Origin of the sequence: Sphingomonas sp. (assembly GCF_041661825.1) — a bacterium.
Taxonomy (GTDB): domain Bacteria; phylum Pseudomonadota; class Alphaproteobacteria; order Sphingomonadales; family Sphingomonadaceae; genus Sphingomonas.
Genome location: NZ_JBAZTU010000002.1, coordinates 818,767 through 842,835, shown reverse-complemented (window position 1 = coordinate 842,835; position 24,069 = coordinate 818,767). Strand labels below are relative to the sequence as shown.

General features: G+C 64.7%; 25 protein-coding genes and 1 tRNA gene. 9 read left to right on the top strand and 17 right to left on the bottom strand.

Translation table 11 applies throughout. From position 1 onward, the window contains the following. Positions 1–5: 5 nt before the first annotated feature. From flgF to WC729_RS11290, 8 genes are read left to right on the top strand one after another with little or no spacing between them, the layout of a single operon-like run. A complete protein-coding gene (gene flgF, locus WC729_RS11325) occupies positions 6–1,184 on the top strand; it encodes a flagellar basal-body rod protein FlgF (RefSeq protein ID WP_372852667.1) in 1,179 nt (392 codons plus the stop codon). A gap of 46 nt (positions 1,185–1,230) precedes the next feature. Further along, positions 1,231–1,995 (top strand): FliM/FliN family flagellar motor C-terminal domain-containing protein, encoded by a 765-nt coding sequence (locus tag WC729_RS11320; RefSeq protein ID WP_372852665.1) that lies wholly within the window; start codon positions 1,231–1,233, stop codon positions 1,993–1,995. A gap of 9 nt (positions 1,996–2,004) precedes the next feature. Further along, positions 2,005–2,301, top strand: coding sequence for a FliM/FliN family flagellar motor switch protein (locus WC729_RS11315; protein ID WP_372852663.1), 297 nt, complete (start codon positions 2,005–2,007; stop codon positions 2,299–2,301). Further along, complete coding sequence (locus tag WC729_RS11310) at positions 2,301–2,678, top strand: hypothetical protein (RefSeq protein WP_372852661.1); 378 nt, start codon at positions 2,301–2,303, stop codon at positions 2,676–2,678. Before WC729_RS11315 ends, WC729_RS11310 begins: the two co-directional genes overlap by 1 nt. Next, complete coding sequence (fliP, locus tag WC729_RS11305) at positions 2,669–3,388, top strand: flagellar type III secretion system pore protein FliP (protein ID WP_372852659.1); 720 nt, start codon at positions 2,669–2,671, stop codon at positions 3,386–3,388. Before WC729_RS11310 ends, fliP begins: the two co-directional genes overlap by 10 nt. 35 nt (positions 3,389–3,423) lie before the next feature. Then, positions 3,424–4,119 carry a sigma-70 family RNA polymerase sigma factor gene (locus tag WC729_RS11300; RefSeq protein WP_372852657.1) on the top strand — a complete coding sequence of 232 codons (696 nt, stop codon included), beginning with the start codon at positions 3,424–3,426 and terminating at the stop codon, positions 4,117–4,119. 46 nt (positions 4,120–4,165) lie between these two features. Then, complete coding sequence (locus WC729_RS11295) at positions 4,166–4,687, top strand: tetratricopeptide repeat protein (RefSeq protein WP_372852655.1); 522 nt, start codon at positions 4,166–4,168, stop codon at positions 4,685–4,687. A gap of 5 nt (positions 4,688–4,692) precedes the next feature. Beyond that, on the top strand, positions 4,693–5,043 hold the full coding sequence (locus WC729_RS11290; RefSeq protein ID WP_372852652.1) for a hypothetical protein: 351 nt from the start codon (positions 4,693–4,695) through the stop codon (positions 5,041–5,043). On the opposite strand, the gene WC729_RS11285 is transcribed toward WC729_RS11290, so the two are convergent. The 13 genes from WC729_RS11285 to WC729_RS11225 all read right to left on the bottom strand — a co-directional run bounded on the left by WC729_RS11285 (position 5,036) and on the right by WC729_RS11225 (position 18,323). Beyond that, positions 5,036–6,169, bottom strand: coding sequence for a tetratricopeptide repeat protein (locus WC729_RS11285; protein ID WP_372852650.1), 1,134 nt, complete (start codon positions 6,167–6,169; stop codon positions 5,036–5,038). The two genes, WC729_RS11290 and WC729_RS11285, sit on opposite strands and share 8 nt — an antisense overlap. A 43-nt stretch (positions 6,170–6,212) precedes the next feature. Further along, positions 6,213–8,243 (bottom strand): FHIPEP family type III secretion protein, encoded by a 2,031-nt coding sequence (locus WC729_RS11280; protein ID WP_372852648.1) that lies wholly within the window; start codon positions 8,241–8,243, stop codon positions 6,213–6,215. Beyond that, positions 8,240–9,328: a flagellar biosynthesis protein FlhB gene (locus WC729_RS11275; protein ID WP_372852646.1), complete on the bottom strand. Its 1,089-nt coding sequence runs from the start codon at positions 9,326–9,328 to the stop codon at positions 8,240–8,242. The genes WC729_RS11280 and WC729_RS11275 overlap by 4 nt, the downstream gene beginning before the upstream one ends. 3 nt (positions 9,329–9,331) lie before the next feature. Then, entirely contained in the window at positions 9,332–10,087 is a 756-nt protein-coding gene (locus tag WC729_RS11270) for a flagellar biosynthetic protein FliR (RefSeq protein WP_372852644.1), read from the bottom strand. Between the two features lie 9 nt (positions 10,088–10,096). Next, a complete protein-coding gene (locus tag WC729_RS11265) occupies positions 10,097–10,366 on the bottom strand; it encodes a flagellar biosynthetic protein FliQ (protein ID WP_372852642.1) in 270 nt (89 codons plus the stop codon). Positions 10,367–11,240: 874 nt separating this feature from the next. Then, positions 11,241–11,316, bottom strand: a tRNA-Glu gene (locus tag WC729_RS11260). A 51-nt stretch (positions 11,317–11,367) separates the two neighbouring features. Next, entirely contained in the window at positions 11,368–11,763 is a 396-nt protein-coding gene (locus WC729_RS11255; RefSeq protein WP_372852640.1) for a VOC family protein, read from the bottom strand. Between the two features lie 12 nt (positions 11,764–11,775). After that, positions 11,776–13,539, bottom strand: coding sequence for a single-stranded-DNA-specific exonuclease RecJ (gene recJ, locus WC729_RS11250; protein ID WP_372852638.1), 1,764 nt, complete (start codon positions 13,537–13,539; stop codon positions 11,776–11,778). A gap of 73 nt (positions 13,540–13,612) precedes the next feature. Continuing rightward, positions 13,613–14,386, bottom strand: coding sequence for a hypothetical protein (locus tag WC729_RS11245; RefSeq protein ID WP_372852636.1), 774 nt, complete (start codon positions 14,384–14,386; stop codon positions 13,613–13,615). A gap of 82 nt (positions 14,387–14,468) precedes the next feature. Then, positions 14,469–15,785 carry a glycosyltransferase gene (locus WC729_RS11240; RefSeq protein WP_372852634.1) on the bottom strand — a complete coding sequence of 439 codons (1,317 nt, stop codon included), beginning with the start codon at positions 15,783–15,785 and terminating at the stop codon, positions 14,469–14,471. A 32-nt stretch (positions 15,786–15,817) separates the two neighbouring features. Next, positions 15,818–16,516 carry a prolyl hydroxylase family protein gene (locus tag WC729_RS11235; RefSeq protein WP_372852632.1) on the bottom strand — a complete coding sequence of 233 codons (699 nt, stop codon included), beginning with the start codon at positions 16,514–16,516 and terminating at the stop codon, positions 15,818–15,820. Between the two features lie 97 nt (positions 16,517–16,613). Continuing rightward, positions 16,614–17,648 carry an RcnB family protein gene (locus WC729_RS11230; RefSeq protein WP_372852630.1) on the bottom strand — a complete coding sequence of 345 codons (1,035 nt, stop codon included), beginning with the start codon at positions 17,646–17,648 and terminating at the stop codon, positions 16,614–16,616. A gap of 123 nt (positions 17,649–17,771) precedes the next feature. Beyond that, positions 17,772–18,323, bottom strand: a complete 552-nt coding sequence (locus WC729_RS11225) for a (2Fe-2S)-binding protein (protein WP_372852628.1) — start codon at positions 18,321–18,323, stop codon at positions 17,772–17,774. 92 nt (positions 18,324–18,415) lie between these two features. On the opposite strand from WC729_RS11225, the gene WC729_RS11220 reads away from it, so the two are divergent. Beyond that, complete coding sequence (locus WC729_RS11220; protein WP_372852626.1) at positions 18,416–19,216, top strand: class III extradiol ring-cleavage dioxygenase; 801 nt, start codon at positions 18,416–18,418, stop codon at positions 19,214–19,216. 160 nt (positions 19,217–19,376) lie between these two features. Here the strand turns inward: WC729_RS11220 and WC729_RS11215 are convergent, their stop codons facing one another. The 4 genes from WC729_RS11215 to WC729_RS11200 all read right to left on the bottom strand — a co-directional run bounded on the left by WC729_RS11215 (position 19,377) and on the right by WC729_RS11200 (position 24,061). Further along, positions 19,377–20,138 carry a class II aldolase/adducin family protein gene (locus tag WC729_RS11215; RefSeq protein WP_372852624.1) on the bottom strand — a complete coding sequence of 254 codons (762 nt, stop codon included), beginning with the start codon at positions 20,136–20,138 and terminating at the stop codon, positions 19,377–19,379. A gap of 324 nt (positions 20,139–20,462) precedes the next feature. Continuing rightward, a complete protein-coding gene (locus tag WC729_RS11210; protein WP_372852622.1) occupies positions 20,463–21,602 on the bottom strand; it encodes a CaiB/BaiF CoA transferase family protein in 1,140 nt (379 codons plus the stop codon). Next, the gene (locus WC729_RS11205) at positions 21,599–22,735 is read right to left on the bottom strand and encodes a CaiB/BaiF CoA transferase family protein (protein ID WP_372852620.1); all 1,137 of its coding nucleotides are present in this window, start codon (positions 22,733–22,735) and stop codon (positions 21,599–21,601) included. Before WC729_RS11205 ends, WC729_RS11210 begins: the two co-directional genes overlap by 4 nt. Positions 22,736–22,876: 141 nt before the next feature. After that, positions 22,877–24,061, bottom strand: coding sequence for an acyl-CoA dehydrogenase (locus tag WC729_RS11200; protein ID WP_372852618.1), 1,185 nt, complete (start codon positions 24,059–24,061; stop codon positions 22,877–22,879). Between the last annotated feature and the right edge of the window lie 8 nt (positions 24,062–24,069).

The window sequence follows — 24,069 nt, the reverse complement described above, 5'->3', positions numbered from 1 at the left end:
TAACGATGTTCGGGTCGATCTATATCGGGCTCAGCGGGCTTAATGCGTATTCGCGCGGGCTGAAGCAGGTCAGCAACAACGTCGCCAACCTGAACTCGCAGGGGTTCAAATCCTCGACGGTCTCCTTCACCGACCTGTTCGGGGCCAGACAGAATGGTGGCCTTTCCTATTCGGCCGGCCAAGGTTCCTCGGGGCACGGCGTCAGGATGGGCGACACCGTGTTCGACATGAGCTCGGGCGAGTTGCGCCAGACGGATCGCGACCTCGATCTTTCCATCGACGGCAGCGGCTTTCTGATGCTCATGCGCGGCGGCGAAGTTGCCTATACGCGCACTGGCAGCTTCGAGGTCGACAAGGATGGCTATATCGTCCTTTCCGGCTCAGACTATCGCCTCGCGACCCTCGATTCGGCCGGCCGGCCGGTCAGCCTGTCGATCGATCAATTGGGCACCAATCCGCCAAAGGCGACTACCAAGATCGTCCTTGCGAACAATCTCTCGGCGGATTCGACCGTCCCCCAGCTCGTCAGCAACATCAAGGTCGTCGACCTGGACGGCGGCCAGCATGTCTGGCAGGCCAAGTTCGAACGGGTGGCGAACAGCACCGGTCAGTGGACGGCCACCGTAACCGATGAGAAGGGCGTTCAGGTCGGGGGCAGCCCCAAGACATTCACGATCATCAATGGCCGGATCGATCCGGCGACGTCCGTGCTGGACTTCACCACCTCAGGGTGGACCGTCTCCTTCGACATGGCCGGCATCGGTTCATATGCAGGCGGCAATACGTCCACATTGAGCGCGGCATCCGTGGACGGATATGCGGTCGGCACCATCACCTCCCTGTCGGTCAACAAGGATGGCGAGCTCGAGATCGGCTATTCGAATGCGCAAAAGAAGCAGCTGGGCGCGGTCGCCGTCGCCGATTTCCGCGATCCGCAGGCGTTGGAGCAGCGTAGCGGCGGTCTGTTCTCCGATTCGGGCGGGGCAGGGCGCCAGCTGCTGGCCAGCACCGACCCGCGCGTCGGCCTGGTCAAATCTCGTACGCTCGAAGCGTCGAACGTCGACCTGTCGCGCGAATTCGGCGACCTGATCCTGATCCAGCGTGGCTTCCAGGCATCATCGCAGATCATCAGCGTGACCAACGACATGATCCAGCAGCTGTTCGGCATCCGGGGCCAGGGCTGACGTCAGCCAGATCGAGGAATGGGTTTTGCGTCTGTATCGATCTTGGTTGCCCGAAGCGGCATTGGAAGACTGCGCGGCAGAGCAGTTGCTTGCTGACCTGACGCGGCAATGGTCAGCCAAATGGTTTGCCCGTCAGAACATGCGGCCGCTGGGCTCGATCACCTATCGGACGCCGCCTGAGGCGAGCGCTGACGGGGCTGGCTGGCTGGTCCTGGATGAGGATCTGGCGATCGCTGTTCCCGATGCGTCGCGCATCGCGATCGCTTCCGCGATGCTGGACAGGCCAATCGACGACGCGACGCTGACCGATGCGGATCGTCAGACAGTCGGCGATCTCGCCGCTGCGGGCCTCGACGATCTGTGCCGGCGCCTTGCGGAGATGTTTCGGTTGTCGGGCGACGCGCGCTGGAGCCAGCTGGATTCGGGGCTGCGGCCCTCGATCGATCGGCCGAGAGGGTGCAGCATCGGTGTCAATGGGAGGACTCCGCTTCTTCAGTTCGTCGCCAGCACCGATCTGCTGATAACGTCCATCAAGTCCGCACTGATCCCCCCGCTTTCGGGCAGTCCGCTGCAACCGATCGCCTCTGGCCTCGCTGCCCAGTCCATAACCGTGGCGGCGGTGCTGGGGCGTTGCCAGCTCACGCTCGCCGATATAGCCGACCTCAGCGAAGGCGATGTACTTGTGTTCGATCGGGATACGCACGCCTCCCTGCCACTGGCCATCGACGGCCGAACCCAGGGCGGGCGGTGCTCGGTCGAGCAATCGAACGACTGTCTTCAGCTCAAGCTTCTCGAACCCCCAATCAGGTAACCGCCACACGTGACCGATCAGAAAATCAAGCCGGGCGTCGCCCCCTCCACTGCCCAGAACGCGCCGGTTCGCAGAATCAATACGAAGCTTATCGATGCCGTCGAGGTGAGGCTGGACGGTTTTCTCGGTAGCGCGAGAATGACGGTGGCGGAATTGAGCGCGCTCAAGGAGGGCGGCGTCATCATCCTTGACGCAGCGCTCAACGCGCCCGTCGAGCTGCGCCTCAACGGTGTTGTCGTGGCGCGCGGCGAGCTGGTCGCGGTCGGAGACCGGTTCGCGGTGCGGCTGACCGAAATCTCTTCCTGATGCCGTTCGCCTTCGTTCTTCTGGCCGCCGCCAGCGCGGTGCCACTTCATGCGGCACGGCTGGGCGGTGGCGGGGCGATCGACGTCTCGCTCGGCCGGATCGTCATCTCTTTCGTAATCTGCATCATCATCGCGGCCCTCGCGATCCTCCTGATTCGCCAGCGTAGCGGTAGGAATGATCTCGCCGGCTTCTTCGCCAGGATGGAGCCGCGCGCGAGAGAGATTCAGATCGTCGAGACGCGCCGGTTGAGCCCTCATGCCGATATCTGCTTGGTCCGCCAGGGTGGCCGCGAATATCTCCTGGTCCTCCAACAAGGCGGCACGCAGGTTTTGCGCGATCAGGCCGTTCCCCCTCGGGATGATGCGTCATGCGCCTGACACGACTTGTCGCCCACACGAGTGCGGCGGCCATATCTCTTCTCGTCAGCTCACCGGCCTGGGCGACGACTCCAGGCCTCGGCCTGCCTTCGGACGTCGTGCGCACGGCGCTGATCCTGACCCTCCTGGCGGTAATACCGTCGATCCTGATCTGCATGACCAGCTTTGTCCGGATCGTGGTCGTGCTGTCGATGGTGCGGCACGCCTTTGGCATGCCCGAAACCCCGCCCAACCCCGTGCTCGTCAGCCTGGCGCTTTTCATGACCGCGTTCGTCATGTCGCCTGCGCTCACCGCCGTGAATTCAACGGCAATCCAGCCTTTGCTCGCCAACCGGATCGGGGTCGAGGAAGCGATGAAGAAAGGGTCGGCGCCGCTACGCGATTTCATGCTGGCCCAGACCCGCGATGCGGACATCGAGGCGATCTACGCGATCGCGCATGCGACGCCGCCCGAGCGTCCCGAGCAGGTCGAGATCATGAAGCTCGCACCCGCATTCATGCTCAACGAGCTTCGAGTCTCGTTCACGATCGGCTTCGTGATCCTGCTGCCCTTCCTGCTGATCGACCTGGTGGTCTCGGCCATCCTGCTCTCGCTCGGCATGATGATGGTGCCGCCGGCGACGATTTCGCTGCCGATCAAATTGCTGATGTTTGTCCTGATCGACGGCTGGAGCCTGGTGCTGCAAGGGGTTCTCGGAAGCTTCCGGTGATGCAGGCGAGGGACCCAACCGGACTGGACCTCGTGGTGGACCCGATACGGGCCGAAGCGTCGTTGTGGCGGCGGTTCCGGTTCGAGGACGACCTGAAGTGCCGGGAGACCTTGTTCAACCGCTATTTCGCGCTCGCGCGTGCCATTGCCGGCCGGCTGTTCCGGCAGCGCATGACGAAGAGGCTCGATCGCGGCGATTTCGACCAGTTCGCATGCGAGGGCCTGCTGCACGCGATCGACCGGTACGATCCCCTTCGCGGTGTTCCGTTCGGGGCCTATGCCCGCCGGCGGATCAGCGGCAACATCGCCGATGGAATCGCGACCTTGAGCGAGGTCGATGCGCAGCTCAGCCACCGGCACCGTATGGAACAGGAGAGGCTTCGCTCCATCGGCAGGTCCGGGTCCGATGCGCTCGCCGCCCTTTCGGAGCTTGCGGTTGGCCTTGCGGTCGGCCTCATGCTCGAAGGCACCGGCCTCATCGATGGTGGTGATGCCGTCGATACACGCCCGAGCGCCTATGACAGCCTGGCCTGGCGCGAAACGCAGACGCTGCTGGTGAGCGAGGTCGCGCGATTGCCCGAGAGCGAAGCGATCGTGGTTCGCCAGCATTATGATCATGGGCTACCCTTTGCGCAGGTCGCCCAGTTGATGGGCGTGAGCCGGGGTAGGGTGTCGCAACTGCATCGTGCTGCGCTCGAGCGGCTGCGCAAACGCTTAAGGACAAGGGGATGAAGCAATGACGACCGGCCTGTGCGACGATGCCGAACTGGAGGATCTGATGGCGGCGATCCAGTCCGACGATCGTGACGAAATCCTGCGCGTGGACCGGCTGATCGGATCCTATCCAGACGACCCGCGGCTCCACTTCCTGCGGGGATCACTCCTTGCCTCGATCGGGAGGCCGATCGAGGCCCTGTCGTCGCTGAAGAAAGCGGTGGACCTGGCCCCGGATTTCGCGATCGCGCGGTTCCAGCTTGGATTCTTCCAGCTCACATCGGGGGAGGCCGTCGATGCCCTGACCACTTGGGGGCCCATCGTGCTATTGCCGGAAGGTCACTATCTTCGCTTCTTCGTCGGAGGGCTGACCCATCTCATCCGCGACGAATTTCCGGAGACGATCGCGCGCCTGCAGGAGGGCATTGCGGCGAATGAGGAAAACCCTGCGCTCAACCGCGACATGCAGTTGATCATCGACCAGGTAGTCGCCATTCCGCGCGACATGCCGGACGGCGGTGGTGAGCCGACGGCATCGGCGACGAGCTTCCTGCTCGACCAGTTTGCCGGTCGCCGGTCGAGCTGAGCGCCATGACTCGCGTCTCCGGTGCCGACCATGTTCTCCTGTTGCTACAGGAGCAGCTTAGCAAGCTCGGCAAGGAAAGATCGGGGCGCCGCGCGCCGGGCTCAGCTGTCCAGGGCGCAACGCCCGAACCCATGGCTCGGCTGCGCGCGATGGCGGCCCGAGACGGCCTTTCGGACGAGGACCTGCGGCGCGCCCTGGTCAGGACGTTGCTGGTCCGGCAATTGGGCGAAGCGCTGGGAAGCGATCCGGCGTTCGAGGCGATCGCCGGTGATGTCCTGCGGATGATCAGCGAATCGCCCGAAGGTCCAGCCCTGCTCGATCAGGCGATGCGGCAGCTCTCGGAACCTTCTAGCTGACGCCCATTCCCATCTTCGCCAACGCCTGACCGATTGTGCGGCCACTGCCGTCGATAGGCGTGCGAGCCGCGTGCTCGAAGATTCGCCGCGCGGTTTCGTGGTTGCCGTCGCTGGCTGCCAGCAAGGATTTTGCGAGCGCCGCGGAATAGCATTGCCGGTCGAGTCGGAGCGCCACATCACTCTTCCGGCGCGCCTCTTCCAGATCGCCCGCGAGCAGGTCGAGCACCGCGAGCGATCCGTGCGTTTCAGCGAATGTCGGATCGAGCTCGAGCGCATGGTCGAAACGAGCCCGGCTCGTCACCTGGTCGCCGTTGACGAAATAGGCCCATCCGGCCGCGATCCAGGATCCGAGGTGATCCCCGAACATCTCGGCGCCTTTGTCGATATCGGCGGCTGCGGTGTCTGCCTGTCCGGTCATCAGCTTCGAAAGGCCGCGTCCGATCCAGGCACGAGGGAGATTGGGATTGCGGTCGATCGCCCGCTCGAAGATATCGAGCGCGTCGGTCGCATGATCGTCGCCGAGTGCGAGTGTTCCCAGTGTCGTCAGGGCATCGGGATGATCGCCGGCTCTTGCCGCGCACGCTGCGGCCAGCTGCTCGTCGTCAATGTCGAGAGCCAGGACCGAGACCGCCGCCATGAGCCCGCGATGATCGGGGAAAAGCTCGACATAGTGTCGGGCGACATCACCGGCGGTCTCGAAGTCGCCGAGCTGATGCAGTAGTTGCACACGAAGCTCGGCTGCCTGTGGCAGGACGCGCGCCGCATCATCGTCGAGCACGTCAAGCGCGGCCTCGAAATCCTTCAGATTGGCTCTCGCCCAGGCAAGATTGAAGCGGACACCGGGATCGTGCGCCCCTGTTTCGAACAATGCGCCAAACGCCGCAGCCGCCTTGTCGAACGCCCGCGCCTGCAACGCCGCGATGCCGGCCAGATTGATCTCGCGTGGCGGAAGCGGGGCGATATCGGCATAGCGCGCGAGGAGCTCTTCCGCGACCTCGGGCCGGCGATCGTCGAGCGCGGCTTCGGCCGTGTCGGCAAGCAGCATCAGATTGCCGGGGTCTGTCTCAAGCATGGCCAGCAGCGTTTCCAATCGGCCCTGCAGTGTCGCGTTCGCCTCAGTCATCATGATCCTTTCGTGACCGCTGCTACGGATATCGCCTTGTGCCATGTCAGCCCTCGACGCGCACGACATCGAAAGAGCGCAAGTTGATGCGCATCGGTATTTCGTTCACGGACAGCACCGACAACTTCGGAATGCTGCGCCTGGTAAAGGCCTTCAAGTGGCGACGCAGGTCCGGACCGCACAGCAGAACGGGCGCGCGGCCATCATGATGCATTGCCTCCACCATTGAGGATAATTTGCGGATCAACTGCTCGGCGAGGCGCGGTTCGACCAGCATCGATCCGGACGCGCCGCCCTGGTTGATATTGGTCGAGATCTGGTTCTCGATCCGCGGATCCAGGCTCAGCACCGCGAGGTCGGCGTGCTTGCCGCGCAACTGATGGCAGATCGCGTAGCTGAGGCGCTGCCGTATCAGCTCGGTCAATTCCGCCGGATCCTTCTGCGTGCGGGCCAGATCGAGCAGATGCTCGAGGATCAGGTCGAAGTTCGCGACCGATACCCCTTCCGCCAGCAGGTTCTGCACGACCCGCTGCACGTCCGATATGGCGAGACCGTTGGGGATCAATTCCTCGACCAGCCCCGGTTGCAGTGTGCGCGCCTCCTCGAGCATCTTGACGACCACCGCGCGGGTGACCAGCGTCGGCATCTCGCTCCGGACAATCTCGCCGAAATGCGTGACCAGGACGGTGACCGGGTCGATCACGCGAAGACCCATGTCCCGAGCGTCCGCCTCCTGCCCTGGCTCGATCCAGGATGCGGGAAGCCCGAAGGCCGGGTCCCGTGTCTCGATGCCGTCCATCCTCTTGCCGGTCTCGTCCTGGTGGATCGCCAGCATCCGGTCCGGATAAACCTCGGCGATCGCAAATCGCGACCCGAACAGCCGGATCTCATATTCGAGTGCCCCAAGCGCGGAGCCGTCCGCCACCCGGACGGCCGGAAACCCGATGCCATAATCCTGCTCGTGCAGGCGGCGCAGGCTCGCGATCCGGTCCATGATGATCGGCTCCTGGCTCTTCCAGGCTTCCCCCAGGTCCGCGCCGAGCCGGATTTCCAGGGGAGGGGCGTGGCTGGTGGCGCCCATTTGCGCGCCCGCGGCTTCCTCGATCCGCTGCTCGGTCGCGGCGGCCATGGTCGCGCGTCGCGCGCGGTGCCAGCCGAACAACGAGAGCGCGATGATCACGACGATTGGCCATTTGGGCATTCCCGGCAGCAGCAGCAGGACCAGCAGGACGCCGGCGACGATCAGTGGAATTCGAGGCACCGAGGCGAGCTGGCGAAACACCTCGGTGCTGAGCTCGCGGTCTGCCGACGAGCGGGTCACGATGATACCGGTCGCGATGGAGATGATGAGCGCCGGCAGCTGGGTCGCGATGCCGTCGCCGATCGTCAGGAGCGTGAAATGGGAGAGCGCCTCGTCCCAGGCCATCCCCATCTGGACGACGCCGACGATCCAGCCAGCGATGATGTTGATCAGCAGGATGATGATTCCGGCGATGGCATCGCCTTTCACGAACTTGCTGGCGCCGTCCATCGCGCCGTAGAAGCTCGCTTCCTTCTCCAGTTCCTCGCGGCGGCGGACTGCATCCTTCTGGTCGATCAGGCCCATGTTGAGATCGGCGTCGATGCTCATCTGCGCGCCGGGCATCGAGTCGAGCGTGAAGCGGGCTGCGACCTCCGAGACGCGTTGCGCGCCTGAGGTCACCACCACATATTGGACGACGACCAGGATAAGGAAGACCACCAGTCCGATGACGAAGTTGCCCTGGACCGCGAATGTCCCGATCGACGCGATGACGTCGCCTGCGCTGCCGCCGGTCAGGATCAGGCGTGTCGCCGCCACGTTGAGGGAAAGCCTGTACAGGGTCGCGACCAGCAGCAGGGACGGGAAGGTCGAGAATTCCACGGGCTTGCCGACATAGAAGGTCAGCAGCAGGATCGTCAGGCCGAGCCCGAAATTGGTGATGATCGCCAGGTCGAGCATTGCCGGCGGGATGGGCGAGAAGAGGATGACCAGAATGAGGACCATGGCCGTCACCAGCGCGAGATCCTTGTTGTTGCGCAGAATCCGGTTGATCATTCGACGTCCTTGTCGGTGCGGTCGGCGGCATCGGCGCGCAGCTTGAAATAGAGTTCGGCCACGGCGTGATAATGGTCTTCGCCGATCTCCCGCCCGGCCTCGCAGTCCGCATAGAGCGCGCGTGCGAGAACCGGGCTTTCGAAGATGGGGATGCCCAGAATGTTGGCCCGGCGTTTCAGCAGCAGGGCGTGCAGGTTGCGCCCCTTGGCGCGTACCACCGGCGCGTTGCCGCCGGATCCGTCATAGGCGAGCGCCACCGCGACGTGCTCGGGATTGACGACCAGCATGTCCGACCCGGGCAGGGCGCCAAGCCCCGCGGAGCGTTTGACGAACTCGGCATGCAACTGCTTGCGCTTGCGCTTGAGGCGCGGATCGCCTTCGCGCTCCTTGCTCTCTCTCGTCACTTCGCGGCGGCTCATCCGCATCTGCTTGCGAAATTCGCCGCGCGTCAGGATCTGGTCGAGGACCGCAAAGAAGAAGGCGAGCACAACGAAGACCCAGAGCATGCGCATGCCGGCGGTACGCATCGCCTGCGCCAGGCTCCCCGCATCGGTGATGGCGCTGCCGGCGCCCGAGATGGCCGCCCGAATGAGCAGTACCGCAACGATCGTATAGATGGTCATCTTCAGGACGCTCTTGAGCGCTTCCTTCAGGAGCCGCATGGAAAACAGGCGCTTGATGCCCTTTGCCGGATTGATCCGGCTGAAATCCGGCTTGAGCGGTTGCGTGCTGAAAACGAAGCCGCGAAGCTGGATGACTTCGAGAAGGCCGACGATCGCCAGGATCGTCCCGCCGAACAATATTATCGGCTGCAAGGTGGGCCAATAGGTGGTCGCGGCCAGGCTGACCGCCTCGTGCGGGTCCCCGGCGCTCCGGATGCCACCGGCCAACGCGCGGTGCATCATCTGCGCGAGGCGGCTTACCGTCTCTTCACCCGCGATCGTCAGGAAGCCGGCCAGTCCGAGCAAGCCGGCAAAGAAGCTCAGGTCGACCCCGCGCGCGACCGAGCCTTTTTCGCGGGCACGCTGCAGCTTGAACGGCGTCGCCTCTTCGCTCTTGTTCTGTTCGGGACTTGCTTCAGCCATGGTTCAGATCAGACGCGGCGCGGTTTCGAGCGCGTAGCGCAGCATGCGCAGGAACAGGGATCCCGATAGCGCCAGCGCGATCGGAAGGACCGCCAACATGACCATTGCCTTTACCTGGAAGCCCATGAGCATGACGTTCATCTGGGGGAGCGTGCGGGACATGAAGGCGATCGCCAGATCGCTCAGGAAGAGGACAAGCGTGACCAGCCCGCCAAGACCGAACGCCATCACGAAGACGGCGGAAATATAACTGCTCAGGACAGTGATATCGCCGCCAAGGGCCGCACTGCCCAGCGGGACCTGGTCGAGCGACTCCGACCAGATCGCCAGCAGGTCGGTGGGGCCCTCGGTTGCGAAGAAGATCGCGCCTGCCGCATAGGCGAACAATGTTCCGACGAGCGGTAGCTGAGTCCGGGTCGTGGGATCGATCAGCATTGCCATGCCGAAGCCGGCCTGGACGTCGATCGTCCGTCCGGCGGTGAAAAGGGCGGCGAAGGCGAGCTGAAGCGAGAGCGACAAGGCGATACCCAGCAGGAGTTCGCCGATCGCGGTCAGGAATAGCCCGTTGGTACGGTAATCGGCCTGCCAGTTTTCGCCGGGACGCGCTGCGACTAGCCAGCCCGCGAGCCCGATGGCGAGAAAGACACGAACGAGTGCAGGCACGCGAACGAGCGTGAACGGAGGCGAAAACCCTAGGGTCGGTGCTATGCGCAGGCTGATCAGCAGGATCGCGATCGCCTTGTCGGTCAGTTCCCCCATTGGCGCTTGTCAGCCCCCGAGCGAAGGGATGACGGAATATAGCGAGGTCGCGAATTGAGTGACGCGTCCCATCATCCAGGGACCGATCGCAATGAGGAGGAACGCGGCCACGAGGATTTTGGGCACGTAGCTCAGGGTCATTTCCTGTAGCTGCGTCGTCACCTGAAAGACGCTGATCAACAAGCCAACGAGAAGGGTTGCGATAAGGACAGGGCCGGCGACGAGGAGGCTCGCCCACAGCGTCTCGTTCAACAAACTCAACGCTCGGTCGGCGCCCATTCTATCCCCCCGGATCAGGCATCGCGCCGAACGTCAGCAGCGATTCGCCGACGTCATCTCCACCTGTCCCAAATTTAGACAGCTGAGCAGAACAGGCAACGTATTTCGCTACATAGGGGCGGATGGATACATCCATTCTGGTGGATTTTTCGCGGACGCCCTAGGAAAGATGCTAGGCTCATGGGCGCTAACGCTACGACGGTTGCCATACAGCGGAGTAGGTGTGAATCAACAGCGCCACCGTGACGAATGCCAGACTGCGCATCGGGGGGTGATTGCCCAGCGCGCATCGGAGTTTTGGTTTTGCCAATGCGGGCATTGCTCGGACTTGCGTGGACGCGTCCAAATCGAAGGCAGTGCCCATCCTCGGTGCCAGTTCGACGGCAGTGATTCCCCGATCGGTCGAGTCGACCCTAAGTAGTATTTGCTCGCTTGCGAGGCGCTTTCCCTGTCCAAACCAGACATCGCGTTAGCCTCCGGTGGGCTTCGGCACACGATGGGGCGTAGTTTCCCTCTCTCAGGAAGTCTGCTGCGAGTTGTGCCGGCCTGTTTTGTCATGAGGCGTGCAAAGGTCGACGACGTCATCATCATCGGGCGCCTCTGCTCTCTTGGGAAGAATGAATCACTCCACTGCCGATACCTCAAGACGGCTTTTCAATAGAATCGGCGTATGCGTGCAGGGAAGGCCGTGCGGTGAACGACCTTATCTAGGGAGCGTCGAAAGTCCGGGAGTGGCTAGCTGCCGGCCGAAAAGTGTCTCGGCAAGGCCCGCATCATACCATCACTCCCCATGCAATATGTGGGAACGTCTGTGGTATCGGTTTCCGCGGGGCTAAAATTTATCACGTAAGATCAATGCGATAAATCGCTTGACTGGTGACCCCTACGGGAATCGAACCCGTGTTTCAGCCGTGAAAGGGCCGCGTCCTAGACCGCTAGACGAAGGGGCCATACCCGTTACCGAGTGTGGGCGTGCCGGTTAGGCAAATGCGGAGGGCTGGTCAACCCACTGCGTCATCGGCACGACGATGACAGACCGCCTGGAGCTTGTTTCCATCGGGATCGCGGACATAGGCGCCGTAATAATGCGCGTGATAATGCGGCCTCAAACCGGGCGCGCCTTCATCGGTACCGCCATGGGCGAGCGCTGCTGCGTGGAACGCGTCGACCGCCGCACGATCGGGCGCCAGGAACGCCGAATGCGGTCCGTTGCCGGGGTGGGCGCCACCGCCGTCGAACGGGCTGACGATGAACAGTTTGAGTCCCGCCAGTTCCCCGAACACGAGCGTACCCGGCAGTTCGAACGGCTGTTCGACGCCCAGCGTCGCCATCACCGGTTCGTAAAAGCGACGCGCGCGCTCGATATCATCGGTGCCGAAGGTGATGTGGCTGAACATGCGTCCCTCTCCTCAATCGGCCCAGGCTGCGTCGTCGAGATGCAGCTCTGCCGCCGGCTTTGCCCCCCAGTCGTCGATTCGGGCGCGACCCGCGAGCCACAGCCGGCGATGCGGCGGGGCGCCCAACAGGGCCGCGCCCAGTGCGGTCTCGGCCTGGCGGAACGCGACCGTCTTCAGCACGCGCCCGTCATCGCCGCTGACGATCGCGCGGACATGGCCGTTGCCGACGATATCCGCCTTCACGATCCGTACTGGCCCGGCGACCACGCGCGGCTGGGGCCAGCCCATGCCATAGGGCCCGCCCGCGTCCATCGCCTGGACGAGGGCAGGGGTGACGCCCCCCGCGGTCAACAGCGCGTCGAGCAGCAGCGCACGGTCGCCGATCGACCGGGTGACGGCGGCGTCGAGGCGCTCTTCCAGGAAATCGGCAAAGGCCTCGAGCTGGTCCTCGGCGATGGTCAGTCCCGCCGCCATGGCATGCCCGCCGCCCGCGACCAGCAGGCCGCTGTCCTTCGCCGCCAGCACCGCCGCCCCGAGATCGACGCCCGGGATCGACCGGCCCGATCCCTTGCCCACGCCCTGATCGTCGAGCGCGATCACCAGCGACGGCCGCCCGAATTTCTCCTTCAGCCGTCCCGCGACGATGCCGATCACGCCAGGATGCCAGCCGCGCCCCGCCACGACCATCACTGCCCGGTTGCCCTTGGCGCCGGCCAGCGCCTCGGCCGCGTCCTGCACGATCGCCTCGATCGCGCGGCGCTCCTCGTTCAGGCGATCCAGTTCGGCGGCAATGCTGGCCGCCTCGGCCGGATCGCGCGTGGTGAGCAGACGCACGCCCAGATCCGACTTGCCGACCCGCCCGCCCGCATTGATCCGCGGCCCCAGCGCGAAGCCCAGATCGGTCGCGGTCGGCGCGCGCGTCAGCCGCGAGGCGGAGATCAGCGCGTTGAGCCCGATATTGCGCCGCTGCGCCATCACCTTCAGCCCCTGGCTGACAAAGGCGCGGTTGAGTCCCTTGAGCGATGCGACATCGGCGACGGTGCCGAGCGCGACGATATCGAGCAGGTCGAGCAGGCGCGGCTCGGCGCGGTCTTCGAAAAAGCCGCGCGTCCTGAGCAGCCGGATCAGCGCCGCGCCGAGCAGGAAGGCGACGCCAACGGCGGCGAGATGGCCGAACGCGGCGCCCTCGGCCTCGTCGAGGCGGTTCGGGTTCACCAGCGCATGCGCATGGGGCAGGGCGGCGGCGCATTTGTGGTGATCCACCACGATCACGTCCACGCCGGCCACGCGCGCCATCTCCAGCGCCTCGAATGCCTGCGCGCCGCAATCGACCGTGACGATCAGGCTCGCGCCTTCGTCCTTGAGCCGGACGAGCGCCTCGCCCGAGGGGCCGTATCCCTCCATCAGCCGGTCGGGGATATAGGCGCGCGCCTCAAGCCCCAGGTCGCGCAGCAACAGGATCATCAGCGCGGCGGAGGTCGCGCCGTCCACGTCATAATCGCCGAAGACCGTCACCTGCTCGCTGGCCTGAATCGCATCGGCGAGCCGCTCGGCGGCGCGGTCCATGTCGCGGAAGATCGACGGATCCGGCATAAAACCGCGGATGCTCGGCGCCTTGTGCGCGTCGAGCGCCTCGCGCGGGCACCCGCGCGACAGCAGCAGCTGAGTGACAAGATCGTCGGGCGAAAAGCCCGGATCCCGCGTGTCGGTCTCCAGCGCGCGCCAGCGCCAGGGTTGCCCGAGGATGGAGTGCGAGATGTTGAGGACGGTGTTCACCCGCCCTCTGTAGCGCTCAATGACTCCCCCGCGAAAGGTTCGATCGCGGTTCGGCTATCCGGGTGCGGATCGTTCAGCGCCGGCGTTCGCCCGGTGGGGTAGGATCGATCATCGGCTGACCAGGGGTGAAGCTGACATCGCCGGACGGGCTGGACGCGCTGCGGGGGCCGTCCGCCGGCCCCATCTGCGATTCGACCGGCTTGAAGTCATTGCTGCCGTCGCGGTGCTGGCAGCCCAGGCGGCGCTGCTCCGCCTCGAAGGCATTCAGCCGTATGCCGGTCGCAGCGACCTGCCCGATCGCGCCCCGAAGCGATTCGGGGCGTCCACCGGCACCCGCCTCCATGTTCGCGTCCTGGAAGCGTTCGAACAGCTTGGCGCACGTCGCGGGGTCGCCCGGTGCCGGGAGGGTCAGCTCGTTGAGCTCGCCCTCGATCGCCATCGAGAACAGGCCGAGCGTAAGGCCCTTCGAGCGGAAGGCGGGGGAAACGAAATCGTCCGGCGCATTGCCGCGCTCGACATGCGCGGTGACATGCGTGCTCTTGCCGTCGGCGCTCGGCTTGAAGTCGGCGATCATCGTCACCGCGACCTTGTCGCCGCTCATCACCTTCCACCGCATGGACGTGTCGGTACGCTCCAGGTTGAACACCGGCGTCACGCCGCCCGATCGCGACGGATCGGTGCCGGGCGACCCCGGCTGATCGCGAATGTCGAGATCCTCCAGCGCGCGCATCACCTCGGCCTGGGGACGCGCCACATCGCGTGACCAGCCGCCACCGCCGAGCGAACCGCTGACGTACATGCCGCCGAGGATCACCGGCAAGGCGATCGCAAAAGTCTTGAGAAACATCGTGGGCCCCCCGGAATTCCGACGGGGAAATGCTAGGCGGTCGCAATGAAGCTGCTGCTAAGAGCGATGGTTAAAACCGCCTCTATTCAGGCGCTTGAATGTCCATTTCGGCCCTATCGCGCAGGGGGAGGAGCCGCTCGATCGCGATCGCTGCCGCCTCGGCACCGTTCTCGGGCCTGATCAGTGCCCCGACGCGCTCAGCCTGGGCGCGATAGGCAGGTGTATCGAGCAGGGCGGCGATCATCGGCGCTGCACGGCGAGCACTGAAGCGTCGCGCCTTGAGGACCAGTCCGATACCCATCTTGCGGATGCGATGCGCGTTGTCGGCCTGATCGCCCATATGAGGCACGACAAGCTGGGGTTTGCCTGCCCTCAATGCCTGGCCCGTCGTGCCGATGCCGCCATGGTGGATGATGACAGCGGCCCTGGGAAACAGCGTGGAATGCGGTGCATAGGCACGGACCAGAATATCGCCTTCGGACTGCAACCTTGTCCTCTCGCCGGTCAGCAGCACAGCGCGGGTGCCGAGCAGCCTGGCCGTGGCCGCGGCCTCTTCGTAAAAGTCGCCCGGCGCGTACACAGCGAACGAGCCGAGCGTGAACACCAACGGGGGCGGGCCCTCGGCCAGAAAAGCCTCCAGTTCAGGGTCCGGCGCCTCGGTCTCGCCGCCCTGGCTGTCATAGATCGGGAAGCCGACGATCTCTGTATTGGCGGGCGCGTCCTTCTGGGGCGGGCCGAAGATGGGCGAATAGCAGCACAGGGTCAGCGCGGTTTCGCGGCTGATGTCGAACATCGACGGGTCGCACGCCGGGCTCAGGCCGTGGTGCGCACGGACCTCGTCGACCCTCCGGCCATAACGGAGCCGCATGATCTTGCGGATGACGCCATAAGCGAGCCGGTTCCATCGGACGCCGATCGGACTGCCCGGCGCCTGGATCAGCATCCAGAAATCCGATGTCTTGGGCGGCGTGTGGACCGAGAGGATGGCCATCGGTTGAAGGATCACCGAGACCAGCGGCACACGACGCTTCTCGGCGATGATCGGCGCGCCGAACACGAACAGCGATCCGACCAGCACGTCGGCACCGCCAACCACCTCGTCCAGGGCAGCCGTGCTCGATTCGAGCCAGGGCAGCAGCACCTGCTCGAGCAGATAGGTCTGGTCGGCCATGACGCGCTTGACCGCGTCGTCCTCGCCCATCCCCATCCGTTCGCGGATCGCGTCGAAGCTCGGCAGCACGGCAACCGCTTCGAGCCCGGCCGCCTGCGTTTTCGCGACATGATCCGCGGGCACCGCAAGCACGGGCCGATGTCCACGCCGCTTGAGCGCGAGGCCGATGGCGATGAACGGATGAAGGTCGCCCAGGGTGCCGACGGTAGTAAGCAGGATCTTGCGCATGATTGGCTCGACGACACTCGGCTCGCGCCGCCTTATTGCTTCAGCCAGGCGCCCTCGCGGAACCACTTGGTGACGATATATTTCGTGCCCTTCACCACCGGCATGCCTTCATGCAAGGTGAATTCGTTCGGGCTGCCATCGGGGTGCATATTGTTCCAGGCGAGCAGCAGCCCGCGCTTCGGTGCCACGCGGATGCCGGCCTGGGGAAACCAGGTCGCGCCGCCTTCCTCGACATTGTTGAGATAGATCATCGCCGTCCAGGTGCGCTGTCCGCCGCTCGCCTTCATCGCCTCCCAATAATGCTGGCCTTCATGGAAGAAGTCGTGGTGGGCGCGGAATTGCTGGCCGGGTGCGTAGCGCTGGCCCTGCATCGTCTCGCCGTTCGCCGGGGGCAGGCCGAGCAGGTTGGCGATCGATTCGTCGATCGGCTGAACCGCCGGCGACCACCGATCCATGTCGCAGCTCTCGCTGGTGCGGAAGGTCGTGTCGCCGGATTCGGAAAGCAGGGTGGAGGGCCGGCGGTTCGAATCGATCAGCCGCATCAGCGCGGTGCACTGCGCCGGGATCAGGAAATCCATGTGGTAATAGACCTGCGCCTTGTCGATCTTGGCGCGCTTCACCGCCGGATTCGCGTCGAGCCGCTGCGAGACGGTCTCGCCCGCCAGCTTGCGGATCGGGGAGGGGCCGCCCGGTTTTTTCGGGACGAGGGGTTTCTTTGAGAACAGAGACATCGCGCCGCAATCTGCCGCCACGCCCCCAAAAAACAAGGGGCCAAAAACAAGGGGCCCGGCGACCATGCCGCCGGACCCCTCGCTTCATCTCATCCTCTTACCAGAAGATGTCGTAGACCGTGTCGACCACCTGGCCGGTATAGATATCAACCAGCAGCGCGTCGTTGTAATAGCGCACCCAGCGATACGGGCCATAGGCCGGCGGCAGGCCGTAATATTCCGGATCGTCGATCCAATAGTTCTGTTCGAACAGGATCGAGTTCAGCGTCAGGCCGATGCCGAAGCGGCGATAGCCATAGTCCCATCCGTATGGCGCATAATAGCGGGGCAGATGGTAGTTGTTGCGATACTGGTTGCGGCGCGACTGCCAGTTGTAGCGATTGTCGCTGCGCCAGCCGCGGTTCCAGTTGCGGCCGTCATTGCCGTTCCAGCCACCGCCCCGGCCATTATTGCCACGCCAGTTGCCGTCATTGCGACCATTGTTCCCGCGCCAGCTTCCGCCGTTGCGGCCGTCATTGCCGCGGCCGTCGTTTCCGCGCCAATTGTCGTCGCGCCGGCCGTCATTGCCACGCAGATTGCCATCGCCACGGCCGCCATTGTTGTTACCGCGCCAGTCGCCACGGCCGCCCGGACGGCCGCCATTGGCCTGGGGCTGCTGGGGCTGTTGTGGCTGGACTACTACGCCGCCATTCCGGCCGTCGCCACCACGGTTGCCGCCACGGAAATCGGGGCGGCCATCGCCCCTTCCGCCCCGGGCATCGGGGCGGCCATCATTGGCGCCATCGCGGCGGAACATCTGCGGGTTGAACTGTGGGCGCGGCTGCTGTTGCGGCTGCGCCTGAACCTGGGGCTGCTGCTGCGTGCGGCCCTGCCAGCCGCCGCCGCGACCGCCACGATCACCACCCCAGCCACCGCCATTGTTGGCGGGCCGTTCGACGCGCGGCTGCTCGACGCGGGGCTGCGGCTGCTGTGCGGGTTGAGTCTGCGGGCGCTGGAAATCCGGGCGCGCCTGGCGCTGCTCGCCGCCGCGATCCCCACCGCGATCCTGACGGTCCATGTCGCGCGCATAGGCAGTCGCCGGCACGATAGCCGCCGTCGCCGCCAGAAGCGCGATGATGAAAGAAGTACGCATCTTAGTCCTTCCGGTACGTGGACGTATGATTCGCCCGAACGATGCACGGCTTTTGCAGTATTGGCGATGAGCCGTTTCTGAATTGCGGTGTCAGCATTGCGAAAGGATTCACCCCACCTGACTTCAGCGTTGCTGTCGTCCCCCCGGCGTCAGTGCCGGCACCAGCTTCGCGGCGCTCGCGGGATCGATCCCGGGCGAGGCGCCGACATCGATCGTCTCGTCGCCGCGCTGGACACGCGCCGCGCGCATCACTGCCTCGACCACGCGCGGATAGACCCCGCACCGGCACAGATTGGTGATTGCGCTCTTGATGTCGTCCTCGGACGGATTCTTGTTCTTCTTGATCAGCACCGCCGCGGCCATGACCATGCCCGGGATGCAAAAGCCACATTGCGGCACATTCTCGGCGATCCAGGCCAGCTGGACCGGATGCGCCCGCTCGCGCGACAGGCCTTCGATCGTGGTGACGAAGCTGCCCTCGATCGCGCCGATCGTCGCCTGGCAGGATCGCACAGCCTCTCCATCGATATCGACGGTGCAGGCCCCGCATTCGCCATTGCCGCAGCCATATTTGGCGCCCGTCAGGTTGGAGGCGTCGCGGAGCGCCCAAAGCAGCGGCGTCTTCGGGTCCATCTTGTATTCGACGGGCTGGTTGTTGACGGTGAAGCGGGTCATGCCGGCAGCTTACGGCAAAGGCCGGTATTGGGAAACGGCGTGTTTCCGCAGGCGCGATTGCGATGCGTCGGGGCGAGACCGATATCCCCCGCATGACACTTCCCACACTCTTCGTGCCGCATGGCGGCGGCCCCTGCTTCTTCATGGATCCGGCGGGCGGCCCGCCCGATCCGATGTGGCAGCCAATGCAGGAGTATCTCGCCGGCCTGATCGCCTCGCTGCCCGAACGCCCCAAGGCGATCCTGATGGTCTCCGGCCATTGGGAGGAAAAAGACGTAACCGTCCATGCCGGCAACGGCCAGCCGCTGCTATATGACTATTACGGCTTCCCCGAACACACCTATCGCCTGCGCTGGGACGCCCCCGGCGCCCCCGATGTCGCGCGCCGCGTCGAGGCATTGCTTCAGGATGCCGGCTTCCCGGTGCGCGAGGAAACCGTGCGCGGTTGGGACCACGGCGTGTTCATCCCGATGATGGTCGCGGTGCCCGGCGCGGATATCCCGCTGGTCCAGCTGTCGCTGCGCAAGGATCTCGATCCTGCCGCGCATATCGCGATCGGCCGCGCCCTCGCGCCGTTGCGCGACGAGGGCGTGCTGATCGTCGGATCGGGCATGAGCTTCCACAACCTCCGCGCCCGCGGCCCCCAGGTCACGCCGGTGGCTGACGAATGGGATGCCGCATTGACGGCGGCGGTGACCGATCCAGATCCGACCGCTCGGGCGGAGCGGGTCGCGCGCTGGGAGGAACTGCCGCACGCAAGGTTCGCCCATCCCGAGGCGGAGCACCTGCTCCCGCTGATGGTGGCACTCGGCGCTGGCGGCGATGGGCCGGCGGTGCGCGACTATGCCGACCATGTGCTCGGCTGGGCCGTCTCAGGCTATAGATTCGGCTAAAATCTCCCTCTCCCGCTAAAATCTCCCTCCTTGTGGGAGAGGGAAGGGGCCCATCGCAAAGCGATGGGAAGGGTGAGGGGGACACGCGTCGTTGTGGTCCCGAACCTCACTCCCCCTCATCCGGCGCTTCGCGCCACCTTCTCCCACAGGGGGAGAAGGATCAGTTCCGCCAGCTCGTGTCGATCTTGTCGACCAGCCGCACCATCGCCTCGAAATCCGCCTTGCCCGGCCCGCCGGGGATCGAGACCTGGTGCAGGTCGCGCTGGTGCACGGCCACCACTTCGGGCGGTACTTCGATCGGGGTCCCCATGCCGGCGGTCGCGACCTGGATCTCGCAGGCGCGCTGCAGCGACCAATGCTTGATGAACGCCTCCGGCAGGGTCCGACCCATCACCAGGATGCCGTGGTTCTTCAGCAGCATCACCCGCTTGTCGCCGAGATGCTCGAGCAGCCGCTGGCCTTCCTCGTCGCGCACGGTGACGCCTTCGAAATCATGATAGGCGATCTGCCCATAGAAATTGCAGGCATAGAAATTCGTCGCACGCAGCCCGCCCTCGACCGAACTGACCGCCATGCCCGCGGTCGTATGCGTGTGCATGATGCAATGAGCATCGGGCAAATGCCGGTGGAACAGCGCATGCTGCACGAAACCAGCCCGGTTCACCGGATAGGGATTGTCGTCCAGCTTGTTGCCGTCGATGTCGATCTTGACCAGGCTGGAGGCAGTGACCTCGCTGAAATGCAGCCCGAACGGGTTGATCAGGAACGCGCCTTCCTCGCCCGGGATCTTCAGCGTGATGTGGTTATAGATCATCTCGGACCAGCCGAGCATCGCGAACACACGGTAGCAGGCGGCAAGCTGCTGGCGCGCCTCCCATTCGGCTTCGCTCATCTGCGAATTGCGAAGGACTGCGGTGGCCATGGCGCTTTCTCCTATGGGTTCTTCTTTGCAACCCATATCGCATGACAGCGCGAGGCAGGCAATGTTTTCGCCGATCTTTGAGCGAGCAGAGTCAATCATATCGTTATCGAAACGATCTCTCCGACGTCACAATTCTGCCTGAGAGGAAATCGCGACAATATGTTGATATAAAATGGATTCTCATAATTGCCTGAGACAAGAGATACGGGACAGGCGGTGTCCCATATCTCCCCTGAAATGGACGCCGGAGCCGGTCGATTCACGAGGCAGAATCGCTCGTTGCACCATGACCATGCAAGTCGTGCCCGACCAGGCCAACCGTCGCTAGGCGGCGCCCATCGCGCCGGATTCGCGCAATGCGGTCATCTCGTCGTCGGAAAACCCATAGTCCCCCAGGATCGCATCGGACTCGGCCGGGCCGGCCATCACCGGCGGCACGGTGTCGCTCAGCGAATAGCGCGGGGCGGGGGCCGGCTGGACCACGCCGCCGGCCTCGACGAAGGTGCCTCGCGCACGGTTGTGCGGATGCGCCGCCGCCTCGTCGAAGCCGAGCACCGGCGCAAAGCACGCCTCATGCCCGGCAAAGGCGGCGACCCAGTCGTCCTGCGATCTTTCCTTGAAGCGCCGGGCCAGTTCGGCCTTGAGTCGCGGCCACATGGCGGGCGCGAACTGTGCGTCCCATTCTCCCCCGTCGAGCCGCATCACCTCCCGCAGCGCCTTGTAGAATTGCGGCTCGATCGACCCGATCGCCACCCATTTCCCGTCAGCGGTTTCATAGCTGTCGTAGAAATGCGCCCCGCCATCCAGCAGATTGGTGCCGCGCCCATTTCCCCAGCGGCCCATCGCGCGGAATCCCCACATCATGCTCATCAGCAGCGCGGAGCCGTCCGTCATCGCGCAATCGACCACCTGGCCGCGCCCGGTCGCCTGTGCCTGCAGGATCGCGGCGAGCATGCCGAAGGCGAGCATCATGCCGCCCCCGCCGAAATCGCCGACCAGATTGATCGGCGCCACCGGCTTGCCGCCCGCCTCGCCGAACGCATGCAGCGCCCCGGAGATCGCGATATAGTTGATGTCATGCCCGACATCGGCCGCCATCGGCCCGGTCTGCCCCCATCCGGTCATGCGGCCGTAAACCAGCTTGGGATTGTCCGCGAGCAGGGTCTCCGGCCCAAGCCCGAGCCGTTCCATCACCCCCGGGCGAAAACCCTCGATCAGCCCATCGCTGCTCTCGACCAACCGTCGCACGGCCAGCACCGCCAGGGGATTCTTCAGATCGAGCGTGATCAGCCGGCGCGACCGGAGCAGCGGGTCCTTTGCAGAAACGGAAAGGCTGCTGCCCTCGTCGGGCCGCCCGATGCGGATCACCTCGGCGCCGTGATCCGCCAGCATCATGCCGCAGAACGGCCCCGGGCCGATGCCGGCGATCTCGATGATGCGAAGGCCGGCCAGGGGTGCGCTCATCCGGGGTCATCCTGTCCAAGCATTGGCGCGGCGCGGTCCAGCGCCAGCCGCGATTCCGAGAAGGCGATCGGTGTGCGCAGGCCCGGAATGGCCATGCCGTCCCGGTCGAGCGTCAGCGCCATGCCGCGATGAATCACCTGCGGATCGGCAAAGGCCTGGGCGACGCTGTTGATTGGCCCGGCGGGTACGCCCACGGCTTCAAGCGTCGCGAGCAACGTGTCGCGCTCGTGTCGCGACGTCTCCTTCCGGATCGCCGCGAACAGCGGCTCGCGAAACTCCAGCCGCCCGGCATTGGTCGCGAAGCGCGGATCGGCCCTCAGCACGTCCAGCCCCAGCGCATCGCAGAACCGCACGAACTGCCCGTCATTGCCGACGGCGAGAATGAACCAGCCGTCGCTCGTCGGAAAAACCGCATAGGGCGAGACGTTGAGATGCGCATTGCCGAGTCGCGGCGGAGTCACACCGCTCACGAAGAAATTCATCGCCTGATTGGCCAGCACGCCGACCATGGTATCGAGCAGCGCCATGTCGATCTGCTGCCCGCGCCCGGTCTTCTCGCGCTGGGCGAGCGCCGCCTGGATCGCGATCACCGAATAGAGCCCGGTCATGATGTCGGCGAATGCGACACCCACTTTTTGCGGTGTCCCGTCCGGCTCGCCGGTCAGGTCCATGATGCCGCTCATGCCCTGGATGATGAAGTCATAGCCGGCGCGACTGGCGTAGGGCCCGTCCTGGCCGAACCCGGTGATCGAGCAATAGACCAGCCGCGGATTGATCGCGCTGAGGCTCGCATAATCGAGCCCATATTTGGCGAGGCCGCCGACCTTGAAATTCTCGATCAGCACATCCGCGTCGGCGACCATGCGCCGGACTTCGGCCTGACCCTTGGGCGTGCGGAAATCGAGGACGACCGATTTCTTGCCGCGATTGGTCGCGTGGAAATAGCCGGCGTCGCGGCTGCCGTCGGGGTTCTCGACGAAGGGCGGGCCCCAGGTGCGGGTGTCGTCGCCCTCCGGGCTCTCGACCTTGATCACCTCAGCACCGAGATCGGCCAGCGTCTGCCCCGCCCACGGCCCTGCAAGGATGCGGGCGAGTTCGATGACCTTCAGGCCGGAGAGAGGAGAGGTGCTCATCTTCTCACCCTTGACCTTCCCCGGCGAAGGCCGGGGCCCAGTGGGGAAGGCCGGGGTAACGAAGCGCAGCACCAGCCAATTCGGGACGCTCCAACTGGGCCCCGGCCTTCGCCGGGGAAGAAGATGGGCGGGGCGCCAGCCTCAAAACGCCGCAATTCCCGTGATCGCGCGCCCGAGGATCAGCGCATGAACGTCATGCGCGCCTTCATAGGTATTCACCGTCTCCAGGTTCATCAGATGCCGCATGACCTGATATTCGCCCGAGATGCCGTTGCCGCCATGCATATCACGGCTCATCCGCGCGATATCGAGCGCCTTGCCGACATTGTTGCGCTTCATGATCGAGATCATCTCGGGTGCGAACTTGCCCGCGTCCATCAGCCGCCCGACGCGCAGGCTTGCCTGGAGCCCCAGCGCGATCTCGGTCTGCATGTCGGCCAGCTTCTTCTGGTAGAGCTGGTTCGCCGCCAGCGGCTTGCCGAACTGCGCCCGGTCGAGGCCGTATTGCCGCGCCGCATGGAAGCAGAATTCGGCCGCCCCCATCGACCCCCAGCTGATCCCGTAGCGTGCGCGATTGAGGCAGCCGAACGGCCCCTTCAGCCCCTGCACATCGGGCAGCAACGCGTCCTCGCCGACTTCGATGTCGTCCATCATCACCATGCCGGTGATCGAGGCGCGCAAGCTCAGTTTGCCCTCGATCTTCGGGGTGCTGAGGCCCTTCATGCCCTTTTCCAGCACGAAGCCGCGAATGCCGCCGCCATGCTCGTCGGACTTGGCCCAGATGATGAAGACGTCGGCAATCGGCGCGTTGGAGATCCAGGTCTTCGAGCCCGAGATCCGATAGCCATCGGCGGTCTTCACCGCCCGCGTTTTCATGCCCCCGGGGTCGGAGCCGGCATCGGGCTCGGTCAGCCCGAAACAGCCGATCCATTCGCCGGTCGCCAGCTTCGGCAGATATTTCCGCTTCTGCTCCTCCGACCCGTACGCATAGATCGGGTACATCACGAGGCTCGACTGAACGCTCATCATCGACCGGTAGCCCGAATCGACTCGCTCCACCTCGCGCGCCACAAGGCCGTACGCGACATAAGAGGCGCCCACCCCGCCATATTCCTCGGGGATGGTCGGTCCGAGCAGTCCGAGCTCGCCCATCTCGCGGAAGATCGACTCGTCGGTCGTCTCGTTGGCGAAGGCGTCGATGATGCGCGGCGCGAGTCTGTCCTGGGCATAGGCCCGCGCCGTATCGCGGATCATCCGCTCGTCATCTTCGAGCTGATCGTCGAGAAAAAAGGGGTCTGCCCAGTCGAATACGCCCATGCCGGCCATGTGTTGAT